This is a genomic window from Campylobacter lanienae NCTC 13004 (genome assembly GCF_002139935.1).
GTDB classification, from domain to species: Bacteria; Campylobacterota; Campylobacteria; order Campylobacterales; family Campylobacteraceae; genus Campylobacter; species Campylobacter lanienae.
Window position 1 is genome coordinate 1041029 of the sequence record NZ_CP015578.1, and the last position, 11738, is coordinate 1052766.

The window sequence follows — 11738 nt, forward strand, 5'->3', positions numbered from 1 at the left end:
AATCCATATTTTATTTGCGTTTTTTGTGATATTTCTCATCTATATAGCCCATATCAGCTAGCTTGTCAAATATCCTAGCTAGTATCGGCCCAGCTGCGCCACCACCGCTTGCGCCGTGCTCTACTAATACAGTTACAACATATCTAGGATTTTCATACGGTGCATACCCCGTCATCCAAGCGTGTGATCGCTCATAATACTCCATGTTAGCCTCTTTGATTCTCTCTTTATCCTCTTGACTAATTCCTACGACTTGAGCGGTTCCGGATTTGGCTGCGATTGTTACTTTCGAAGGGCTTAATACCCTAAAGCCCGTTCCACCTGGGATATTAGCCACAGCATGCATCCCTTCTCTTATATATTTTAAGGCTGATTTTTCCTTTTGGCTAAGAATATCACTGCCTACCCAATCTTGTTTAAGGTTATTAATACTACTAAGAAAATGCGGTGTAACATCATATCCCATAGCAAATATCGCCGTATCTCTAGCTACTTGCATTGGTGTAGCTAAGAAGCTACCTTGACCTATGCTTGTATTTATGGTATCGCCTTGATACCAAGGTTGATTTAATCTATTTTTTTTCCACTGGATATCAGGGACTATGCCGATATATTCATTTGGTAAATCCACGCCTGTTTTAACCCCAAAACCATATCGCCTAAGCACAGGCGCCATAATATCTATACCGACATTATAAGCTCCCCTATAAAAATATGTATCACAGCTATCACGCAACGCCTCTACTATAGTCATCATCTCAGAGCCATAATTTTTCCAATTTCTAAATTTTCTATCACCTAATTCAAAATATGGATCACAAAGCAACTTCGTAGTAGGCGATATCTTGCCACTTTCGAAAAACGCCATCCCCATTGCCATTTTCACGACACTTCCTGGTGGATAAAGGGCATTTACTAGCTTATTTGTAAATGGATGCTCTGGGCTATTCATCATCTCATTCCAATCGCTTTGGCTAATTCCTGTTACAAACTGATTTAGATCATACTCAGGCAGACTAGCCGCAGCCAAAATAGACCCATCCAAAGCATCCATCACGATCACCGCACCTGCTGGTCTATCGAAAGCCTCATATAGATATTTTTGCAACTCCAAATCTATAGTAAGAGCGATATCAATACTACTTGGCTTGATATATCCTACTTCTTCTACTATCTTATTTAGAGCGGTTACTTTGGTGATTTTTTGACCTTCTACGCCTTGTAAAATTTCATTATAATACCGCTCTACTCCACTTCTACCTGTATAATTTGTAAGCTTAGATATAGGATTTATCTCTATATCTTTTAAATTCGCTCTACCTACATAGCCAATAACATGGCTAGCTAAATCCCCAAATGGATAGTGGCGTATGGATACTGGCCTTACATCTATATTATCACGCAAATTCAGCCTAGCAAAATGTGGCAACACCCTATCATAATCCAAAAAATTCACAATATTTACAAAATCTTGAAAGTATGGCGAGTCATTTTTGATATACTCTCTTTTGAGTTTAGTAGCATTTAAATCTGGGAAAACTGATATTATAAACTCTATCTCTTCATCTAAAATATCAATATTTCGCCTAAGATGAGGCTTAATCGATATCTCAAATCCAAGTTTATTAACAGCTAGTGGCTTGCCATTTCTATCTAAAATTTGCCCCCTAACTGGTGCTATATATTCTGTTTTTATAGCGTTTTTTTCAGCGATTTGCTCATAATATTCATTTGATTTAATACTTAAATAATACACCCTAGTAAGCAAAATAATCCAAACAAAGGTTATAACTCCATAGACAATAGTCATTCTCATAAAATTCGCCCCCGAAATATCACAAGAGCAATCAAAGACTCTATAATAGCATAGAGCAGATACTCATAATCAAGCTTCATTCTAGGTTGATTTAGCACATATAAGACGATATTACTCATAGCAAGAGTAAAGATATAGCCTGAAAAAATATATATAGTGATTAGTAGTTTTCTCCATTTTATATTTGTTTTTAGCCAATCATTCATAAAGTAATAAAAAAATATCCAAGCCAAAACCACAGAGCAAAACTCAAATCCATTTAACTGCTCAGCAAAAATCAAAAAAGCAAAACTAAGATACCATCTCTTATCCTTTGTCCCAAGAGTTCTATCTATCTCATCTTTTAAAATCACCAAATAGGTGAAAAATATCCCAATCAATGGTGGCAAAAATGTAGTAGTAATGCTAAATATCTCATATATTACAATAAATATACAAAATAGATTAAATCTTAGAGATTGCGGATTAAGGCTATTTCGTTGCATATCGGAAAGTGCTTACATTTGATACAATCAGCCCAAATTTTTTGTGCTGGTAACTTCTCTTTCGAAATTTCTATAAATCCCAAATTCTTAAAAAATCCACTCCTATAAGTAAGGGTAAAAACCTGCGTTATCTCAAGCTTTTTAGCCTCATCTAAAAGGGCATTTACTAGCCCACTTCCAACTCCTTTGCCCCTATAATCAAAATCCACTATCAAGCTTCTAACCTCAGCTAAATTCGAAGCATGTATATGAAGCGCACTATAGCCAACTAGTCTATCACCATCAAATGCGAGTGTATATGAGCGGATATTTGTAGCTATCTCATCATCACTTCTAGGCAAAATTACGCCATTTTCTACCTCTGGGCGGACTAAAATTTGCATATTTTTTATATCTTTTAATCTTGCTTTTTTATACTCTATCATTTTTTACACCAAATACTGCGTTATATATAGCTTTTGTGGCTTTATCTATGCCTGTTTTTTTACTGCTAGAAACCAAAATAGCAGTTGGGTCAATCTTTAAAACTTGTGATTTTTGGCTTTGATTTAGCTTATCTGATTTTGTGTATATATTTAATACACTTTGATCAGCTCTGATAAACTCATCTAAATACAACCCCAAATTTTCATCTTTTTTCAGCTGAGCATGCCTAGAATCTATCAAATGCACAAAAGCCTTAATACTAAGCCTTTCCCTAAGATATTTATCTAAATTTTGTTGCCAAGCATTTTGCATGCTTTTACTCACCTTAGCATAGCCAAATCCTGGAAGATCTACAAATATAAGTGGAATTTTCTCACCATCATTATCTATGATTACTTCAAAGTAGTTTATCAGCTGAGTTTTGCCTGGAGTTGAGCTAGATTTGGCTAGGCCATTATGGTTGGTTAAGGCATTGATAATAGAGCTTTTGCCGACATTGCTACGCCCCAAAAACGCCACTTCACTAATGCCAAATTCCGGCGAATCATCAATCCCTTGAGCCGATAGCAAAAATTTAGCACTAATAATTCTCATCTCTCATCTACCTGAAATATAAATTTAACCGGCTCTTTATTTTTGCTTTTGACATTATAAATTCCCTTTAATTGATCAACTATAATCTCATCGCCAAATACCTTTTTATCACTATCAATCTCATGTAAAAAGGCATTACCTTTTAGGGTATAAATTTGCGTTTTTGGCTCGTATGTTAGCAAGTTGCCACTACCATTATAATTTTTACCATTTAATAATATAGCGAATTTAGCATCATCAATGGCCTCATATTTATATGGTTGGCGATTGTTATCAAAATATATTTTAACTCTATTTGCTTTTAGAGTATCGCTTTTGCCCTTTTTTATCAGCACATTACCCACGAGCTCGCCAAATCCAGCCTTCTCATTAGCATAAAAATTATCAGCGATAACCTCTATTTGATTTGCGTTTAATATACTAAACATAGTCACCACAACTACAAAAGTTCTAACTATTTGTAAAACCAACCCTTAACTCCTTTTGCCATAATCTCATTGCTATCTAACTGATATATTATGCTATCGCCTAATATCTTATCGCTATTTTGTAAGAGTTCAAATGGCATATTGCTTAATAAAATTTTATTAGCGTTATCATATATAATCTCATTTGAGTTATATCTTAAATTTGTAACTAAATTCATATATCTAACATCATTGATAAATGTAATATTATCATCTTTATATATAGCTTCTTTGGCATTTATATTGTGCTTATCATTTTGGATGAAGGTTACATCTGGGTTGATAAATTGATTATAATCATCATAGGCTATTACGCTACTTGAGATAAATTTAGCATATGTATCAGTGGCATTTATCTCATAGCTTACCACGCCATCAGCTTGTATATTTGCCACTTTCATATTACTAATTTCAAAGCTCTCTTCGTATGGATCTTGTAGCATTAATACTACTATACTCACACTAAAAATAGCAACAGCAAAATAGAATATCTTTATAGCCAACGCCCTACCCACTCACTACGCAAATTTTCTCTATCAATGATAATCTCTATCATCTCTCTAACGGCGCCATAACCGCCATTTTTGGTTAGTTTTATATCTGGATTTAAAGCTTCAAACGCATCATTAGGAACAAAGCTAAGAGCTACGCTTTTTAAAAGCTTAATATCATTATAGTCATCACCTATAGCAGCAGCATTATCCAAGCTAAGTCCTTCTAAGGCCAAAATCTCTTTAGCCTTAGATAGTTTATCGCTAACGCCTTGAAAGCAGTATTTGATCTCTAGCTCTTTAGCTCTATCGGCTACTATTTGAGAGCTTTTACCGGTGATTATAGCTGAGATTTTACCCATGCGATTCCACTGCTGGATAGCAAACCCATCTTTGACATCAAATCTTTTAAGCTCATCACCGGAATTGGTTTTATAAATTCCACCATCACTAAGGCACCCATCAACATCTAAAAATATAATCTCTATCATAAGACCCCTTTAGTGCTTGGGATTCCGATTCTATCATTTTTAGCTACGGCTCTACGAAAGGCTACAGCAAAGGCTTTAAATGTCGCTTCAGCTATGTGATGAGAGTTGGTGCCTCTTTGCTTTATTAAATGTAAGGTTATATTGGCATTCATAGCCAAAGCTCTAAAAAACTCCTCCACAAGCTCACTATCAAAATTGCCTATTTTTGGATTCATCTTAGACTCATAAATTAAAAACGCTCTATTAGATAGATCCAAGGCACACTCCACCGCCGCTTCATCCATCACCACAACGCTATTACCATATCTCTCTACACTACCAAGCGGATATAATGCCTCTTTTAGGCCTTGACCCAAAACGATAGCACAATCTTCTACACTATGGTGATCATCAATATGTAAATCACCATTACAATGAAGTTTAATATCCATTAGCGAGTGTTTAGCAAGGGCATTAAGCATATGGTCAAAAAAGCCAATTCCAGTGCTTATATCGCTATTTCCACTACCATAAATTTCAAGCTCTAAGGTGATATCTGTCTCTTTTGTTTTTCTATGCTTTTTAATCATCATAAATTCCTAATCTCTAGCTATAAACGCACCTTTAAATTGACCACTAGATATAAAATCACGAGCCTCAGCTTCACTTCTAAAGCCGGTTAAAAATACCCTATAAATAGGCTCATTATTTAAAGTATATTCACGAACTGCGGTTTTGTAAATTCCATTTGTATTATCAAATTGAGTTTTATAGGTATTGGCTCCTTCTAAGCGTCTAAATGCACCGATTTGTACCATGAAATTACCACCTGTGTATGTGTGAGTTTTGGTAGTTTTATTTGCTGGCGTTTCAATCTGCCCATAAAATCCGATAACTTCAAGTCTAACAGGTGCCGTCCCATCAGCTATCATGCTAATTTCTGTAGCGGCTGCTTTTGATAAGTCTATAATGCGTCCTGCTACAAAAGGCCCTCTATCGTTAATTCTTACTATTGTGGTTTTACCATTTTTTAGGCTTGTAACCTTAACCATAGTATTCATCGGAAGAGTTTTGTGAGCTGCGGTGAGAGAATTCATATTATAAGTCTCTCCATTGCTTGTCTTTTTACCATGAAAATTTGGCCCATACCAACTTGCTATCCCTGTGGCACTATCGCCTACTTCAACTACTGTTGGATAGTATGTTTTGCCATTGATAGTGTATGGTCTCATCGTGGCTTCTTGGCTACTTTGGCTAGTATTTGGTGTGCTTTGAAAGTCCGAGCTTGAGTAGTATGGAATGCTAGTTGTAGAACAACCAGCAAAAACTAACGCTATTAAAGCGATTAATGGTATTTTAATGCGGTATAACAAGATTTTCTCCTATTGCTAATTTCATATTTGTTTTACTATTGGCTTTGATTATATCTGCTACTTCCACGCCAAATTTGCGTGATATAGCACCTAGCGTATCCCCTTTTTTGACTTGATATTCATAAATTGTCTTAGCATTTGATGGGAGTGCTAGTTTATAATTTGATTGAATTTTATCTATATTATTATATTTTTTTATATCACTTGCTTTGATATCTAATTTTTTAGCGATTATATCAAATGTATCGCCCTTTTTGGTATTATAAATTTTAGTTTTTTGACTAACTTTATAGTTGGCTACAAACTCCTCTTTTTTGATTGTCGGAATATAGATATAGTATTTTTCTCTATCTGGTGGAGTGAAGCTATATCTTAAATGCGTATTATATTTGCTTAATTTCTCTACGCTAAATCCTATGGTAGATGCTATGTCTAGTAGGCTAATCCCGCCTGGAATCTCCATTTTTTCTATACCTATGTATGTGGCTGAATTCAGCATTGAGCTATCTTTTGAGATCAAAAAATCGCTATCATTTGCTACATACGCCATCATTATAATTTTGCGAAGGTAGTTTCTAGTCTCCAATGAGAGATATTTACGCTCTGGATCAAGTAGCGTCTTGATATCATCGCTACCGGCATCTTTGATGGCTCTACTTAGCTTGCCCTCACCGGCATTATAGGCTAAAATTGCCAAATACCACTTCCCAAATCTCTCTTTTAATCTCTCTAAATAATCAATCGCAGCGTGCGTCGCTTGAATTGGATCTCGCCTCTCATCTACATATTTATCAACATTTAGATTATGTAATTTAGCGGTGCTTGGGATAAATTGCCAAATTCCAGCCGCTTTAGCTCCGCTGGTAGCTCTATTAGATAGTTTAGACTCTACAATAGCAAGGTATAATAAGGAATTTGGAGCGCCTCTTTGCTTTAATACATCTTTGATTATAGCGGCGTGTTTATACTCTTTTGTTATTGTGTTTATAAATTCTTGTTTTGTTACATTGATTCTGCTATTTTTTAGCTGCCATAAATGCTCATCATTGATATATCTTGGATCTATATCAAGCTCTTTTAATATCCTAATCTCTTTTTGAAAATTATCATTTGAAGCCATAAATCCAAATGCATAATTACAGGTAAAAACTATAAATAAACCTATTAATAATACTCTCATCTCTCTCCTTAAATTCCAAATAGTCTACTTGCGTTTTGCGTAGTTAAGTCTTCAATCTCATCTCTACTCATACCCAAAATATCGCTCATTTTATCAGCTACAAAGGTAGTAAATGCTGGCTCATTTCTCTTGCCTCTATGTGGTTCAGGGGTAAGATATGGAGCATCAGTTTCGATCAATAGCCTATTTAATGGAATTTTAGGTAAAATCTCAACTAGCTTTTTAGCATTTTTAAATGTCAAAACTCCACCAATCCCATAATAAAATTTACTACTAAGCTCAAGCAAAATAGGACTAGCATTAAAGCAGTGCAAAACACCACCAACTAGCTTATTTTCATACTCTTTTAATATCTTCAAGCTATCTTCATTAGCATCTCTAATATGGATAATCAAAGGCAAATTTAACTCAATAGCAAGCTTGATTTGACTAATAAAAATATCTTTTTGTTTGCTTTTATACTCATCTACATTATCATCAGGAAGTCTAAAATAATCAAGCCCACACTCACCGATAGCCACGCATTTTGGATCTTTAGCAAATTTGCGAATCACGCTCTCATCATATCCATCTATCTCATATGGATGGACTCCAGCTGCGAAATAGATATTTGAGTTTAAATTCGCTATCTTAGCAGCCTTTGGCAAGTCGTTTATATCGGCTCCGGGGATGATAATCTTATCTACTTTATTATCCAAAGCATTTTTTATAACGCTATTTATATCATCATCATATCTAGTATCATCTAAATGACAATGTGTATCTATAATCATAATATCTCTATCCTATTTTTACCGCTTTTTTTAGCTTTTTCTAAGGCTTTATAACCATTCATAATGGCGTAGTCAAATTTGATATCACCATCAAAATTACAAATCCCAACCGAAATAGTAGTAGTTATAGATGAAGCGATAGTGAGATTGGCTATCTTTGATCTGATTTGAGCCATAATCTTTATAGTATCATCAAAGCTAATTTTATCTAAGATAACTCCAAATTCGCCACCGCTTAATCTAGCTATAACCACGCCTTTTAGATCATTTTTTAAGATTGAAGCAACATGTATTATCACCCTATCACAAAGCTCAAATCCAAACTCAGCATTAATCTTTCTTAAACCATCTATATCCAAAATAGCAATAGCAAATTCGCTATTTTTAGCCGCTAAGCTCTTAGCATAAGCAAAGAAATATCTTCTATTAAATAGCTTGGTTAATGGGTCATATTTTTTATACATTTGGATATCGTTTTCATCTTGCATAGCTTTTAGATTGCTATCAACTCTATATATGATCTCTTCTTTACTAAATGGCACTGATATGAAATCATTTGCTCCATTTTTCAAAAATTTCGCCGCAACATCGCTATCGCTACTAGCTACTGCGATTAAGCCTAGATGATTTTTATCCTTTGTTTGGCGAATTTGACGCATCAATTCAAAGCCATCAATCACTGGCATATTATAAGCTGTCAAAACTAGCTTAATATCTGGATTATCTTCTAAATAGTTTAGAGCCTCTTCGCCATGAGCTGCGGTAAAGACTTTATAAAGTTGCGAATTTAAGATCTCTTTTAACTGATTTCTAACACTCATAGAAGGCTCAACTATCATAACTTTATAATTGCGGTTTTTACATAGTCTATTTATGGTATCAAATATATAATTAATAGCATCTAAGCTATCTTTTAATACATAATCAACTATATTTTTTTGAGTAAAGATTTTTTTTAAATTCTCATCTACGCTACCAGTAAGGATAATGGCTAAAATATTTTTAGATAAGACATAATCTACAATCTCCCCATCTGGCGCATCAGGTAAATTTAGATCCAATAAAGCGATAAAAAAATCATCATTATCTTCAATAATATTTATCGCATCAGCATAACTGTGTGCTACTACAATATCCATATCTACATTAGCATTCATCTTTTTAGCTATTAGTTTGGCTAAGGATTTATTATCCTCAACTATAAGAACCCTCTCACGCATAATAACCCCAGTAATTCATAATTTTTGTCGCCGATTATACTCAAATTTGACTTTAAAGCTCATTAAATAAGTAGCTTTTTAGCAAATTCAGTAGCCTCTTGCGTGATACTCTCTCCACTTATCATACGAGATAACTCCATCACTCTTTCATCTATATTAAGCTCTTTTACGCTAGAGCCTTTGGCGTCTTTTTGGACTAAGAAGTGATGATGAGCCTTAGAGCTTAGCTGTGGCTGATGAGAGATGGCAAAAATTTGATATAAATTTGATAGTTCTATAAGCACATTTGCTATACTCATAGCCTCCTTGCCACTTAAATTCGCATCTATCTCATCAAGTATCAAAACCCCGCCCCCAAGACCGCTAATCTTAGCTTCACTGGCGATAAATGCAAGTCTTAAGCGGTTTATCTCTCCGCTACTTAGAGTCTTTAAATTTGAGCTATTTAAATTTATATCTACCAAATCAGCGCCATTTATATCCATATTTTTGCTATTTAAATTTATATCCACCCTATCCATATATAGATCTTTTAAGTATCCATTTACCATAGTTTCTAGCTCTTTTACAGACTTGCTTCGCTCTTTTGTGATGGTATTTGAGATATTTTCTAATTCGCTTAAAAGCCTAGTAAATTTCATACTCAAATCAGATTTTTGAAACTCGATATTTTCATAATGAGCTAGTTCGGCCTTTCTCTTTTGTAAGATCTCTAGGCACTCTTCTATACTCCCATACCGCTTAATCAACCCATTTAAACTCTCAATGCGATCTAAAAGCTCTTCTATATCAAGCCCTTCAAATTCATCAAAATCCACGCTACTTTTAGCAATTTTAAGCTCATTTAAAGCATCGCTAAAAAACCCGCTATCAATATCGCTAATATTTAAAGCATCAATTACTGCTTTTTCATAAGCAAATATCATCTCAGCCTTGCTCCACGCCTCTTGTATCTTATCTTTTTTGCTAAGTCGCTTCTTTATAGAGTTAAGCTCATCAAATTCGCCTATTTTCGGATTTATCTGCTCGATCTTTTCTATCTCAAATTTAGCAAATTCTTTAAGCTCATCGATCTTTTTTTCCTCTTCATTTATCTTATCAAGCTCCTTTTTAAGAGTTAAAAATTCATTAAATTTTTCCTTAAATTTAGCCAAATTTTCACTATAATTTTTAGATTTTTTACTAGCTAAAATATCTAAAATTCCAATCAATCTAGAATTTTCAAACTCCTCAATATCCTTAGCACTTAGATATTTTAAATGGCGATTAGCGATCAAATTTAGATTTTTTTTCGATATTGATTGGTTATTTATAAAGTATCTTGTGCTCTTATCTTTTAGAAGTTTAAAGCAGTTTATACTATCTTCTTCAATCCCAAACTCATCAAGCCCAAGCTTACACTCTACATCAGCTTCAATGAGCCTAGCATCGCTATCTTTATAGCCAAAAACGCTTAAAATTGCCCCCATCAAAACGCTTTTACCCGCACCACTAACACCAGTAAATACGCTAAGCCCAGAGCCAAATTTAAGCTCTAATTCATCAAAACTTAAATAATCTTTAAGATAAATTCTCTCTATCACTGCTGACCCCATCTTAATTTCTCTTTTAATACACCAAAATAGTCCCGCCCCTTTTGCCTTAGCAAATTCACTCTAATATCGCTCACGCCGATATCCACACTATCAAATTCAATCAAATCCAATCTATCTTGCCCATCTATTAGCACCACCACATCATCATTACTTCTAAACTCTAGCCCAAATTCTTTAGGCAAGACAAGTGGCCTTTGAGTAAGGCTATGAGAGCATATCGGCGTAACGCTATAAGCATCACACAAAGGATGGATAATAGGCCCTCCAGCGCTCATATTATATGCAGTGGAACCCATCGCAGAGCTAATTATCACCCCATCACCAAAATATGAATTAAAATACTTTGAGTTTAAAAAAGCATCAATATGCGAAGTGGTATCTATTTTTTTACGCATTAAAACTATATCATTAAAGGCGAGTTTGGTAGTAATTTTACCATTTTTATTAAAATTTGCCCTAAGCATATATGGACGCTCAATATCATAAATTCCAGCCAAAAATTGATCTAAAAATCCACCAAATCCATCCAAGGTAGAATCAGTCAAAAATCCCAAATGCCCAGTATGAACCCCATATATATAAGCCTCGCTTTGCGCTGCTCTCCTGCAAGTAGCTATGAAATTACCATCACCACCAAGTGAGACTATAACCTTTGCTCTTTTGATTAACTCACTAAATTCATACCCTTCTAATGATATACTTTGAGCCACATGAGACTCAAATATCACATCAATTGAGCGACTTTTTATAATCTTTATAATCTTTAATAACGCATCTTTTTGCTCTATTGGATCTCTAGTTGTAATTGCTATAATATTTAAATTTTTATGAATTTTAGACATAACTCT

At 34.5% G+C, this 11738-nt stretch carries 14 protein-coding genes; all 14 read right to left on the reverse strand.

The window, feature by feature from the left end; all coding sequences use genetic code 11:
* Nucleotides 1-10: 10 nt before the first annotated feature.
* Nucleotides 11-1816, reverse strand: a complete 1806-nt coding sequence (gene mrdA / locus CLAN_RS05260) for a penicillin-binding protein 2 (protein WP_100590764.1) — start codon at nt 1814-1816, stop codon at nt 11-13.
* Nucleotides 1813-2301: a hypothetical protein gene (locus CLAN_RS05265; RefSeq protein WP_096015720.1), complete on the reverse strand. Its 489-nt coding sequence runs from the start codon at nt 2299-2301 to the stop codon at nt 1813-1815. The genes mrdA and CLAN_RS05265 overlap by 4 nt, the downstream gene beginning before the upstream one ends.
* Nucleotides 2268-2726, reverse strand: a complete 459-nt coding sequence (locus tag CLAN_RS05270) for an N-acetyltransferase (RefSeq protein ID WP_096014445.1) — start codon at nt 2724-2726, stop codon at nt 2268-2270. The genes CLAN_RS05265 and CLAN_RS05270 overlap by 34 nt, the downstream gene beginning before the upstream one ends.
* Entirely contained in the window at nt 2713-3321 is a 609-nt protein-coding gene (gene yihA / locus CLAN_RS05275; protein WP_100590765.1) for a ribosome biogenesis GTP-binding protein YihA/YsxC, read from the reverse strand. The genes CLAN_RS05270 and yihA overlap by 14 nt, the downstream gene beginning before the upstream one ends.
* Nucleotides 3318-3791 carry an LptA/OstA family protein gene (locus CLAN_RS05280; protein ID WP_232045868.1) on the reverse strand — a complete coding sequence of 158 codons (474 nt, stop codon included), beginning with the start codon at nt 3789-3791 and terminating at the stop codon, nt 3318-3320. Before CLAN_RS05280 ends, yihA begins: the two co-directional genes overlap by 4 nt.
* On the reverse strand, nt 3776-4291 hold the full coding sequence (gene lptC, locus CLAN_RS05285; protein WP_096016120.1) for an LPS export ABC transporter periplasmic protein LptC: 516 nt from the start codon (nt 4289-4291) through the stop codon (nt 3776-3778). Before lptC ends, CLAN_RS05280 begins: the two co-directional genes overlap by 16 nt.
* The gene (locus CLAN_RS05290) at nt 4282-4770 is read right to left on the reverse strand and encodes a KdsC family phosphatase (RefSeq protein WP_096016119.1); all 489 of its coding nucleotides are present in this window, start codon (nt 4768-4770) and stop codon (nt 4282-4284) included. Before CLAN_RS05290 ends, lptC begins: the two co-directional genes overlap by 10 nt.
* The gene (gene hisB, locus CLAN_RS05295) at nt 4767-5339 is read right to left on the reverse strand and encodes an imidazoleglycerol-phosphate dehydratase HisB (protein ID WP_096018413.1); all 573 of its coding nucleotides are present in this window, start codon (nt 5337-5339) and stop codon (nt 4767-4769) included. Before hisB ends, CLAN_RS05290 begins: the two co-directional genes overlap by 4 nt.
* Nucleotides 5340-5348: 9 nt before the next feature.
* Entirely contained in the window at nt 5349-6122 is a 774-nt protein-coding gene (locus tag CLAN_RS05300; protein WP_232045869.1) for a septal ring lytic transglycosylase RlpA family protein, read from the reverse strand.
* On the reverse strand, nt 6106-7302 hold the full coding sequence (locus CLAN_RS05305; RefSeq protein ID WP_096020021.1) for a lytic transglycosylase domain-containing protein: 1197 nt from the start codon (nt 7300-7302) through the stop codon (nt 6106-6108). Before CLAN_RS05305 ends, CLAN_RS05300 begins: the two co-directional genes overlap by 17 nt.
* Nucleotides 7303-7310: 8 nt before the next feature.
* Complete coding sequence (locus CLAN_RS05310) at nt 7311-8075, reverse strand: TatD family hydrolase (RefSeq protein ID WP_096024040.1); 765 nt, start codon at nt 8073-8075, stop codon at nt 7311-7313.
* Nucleotides 8072-9295 carry a response regulator gene (locus CLAN_RS05315; RefSeq protein ID WP_100590766.1) on the reverse strand — a complete coding sequence of 408 codons (1224 nt, stop codon included), beginning with the start codon at nt 9293-9295 and terminating at the stop codon, nt 8072-8074. The genes CLAN_RS05310 and CLAN_RS05315 overlap by 4 nt, the downstream gene beginning before the upstream one ends.
* 62 nt (nt 9296-9357) lie before the next feature.
* Nucleotides 9358-10878 (reverse strand): AAA family ATPase, encoded by a 1521-nt coding sequence (locus CLAN_RS05320; RefSeq protein WP_086293321.1) that lies wholly within the window; start codon nt 10876-10878, stop codon nt 9358-9360.
* The gene (locus CLAN_RS05325) at nt 10875-11732 is read right to left on the reverse strand and encodes an NAD(+) kinase (RefSeq protein ID WP_096017040.1); all 858 of its coding nucleotides are present in this window, start codon (nt 11730-11732) and stop codon (nt 10875-10877) included. Before CLAN_RS05325 ends, CLAN_RS05320 begins: the two co-directional genes overlap by 4 nt.
* Nucleotides 11733-11738: the final 6 nt, after the last annotated feature.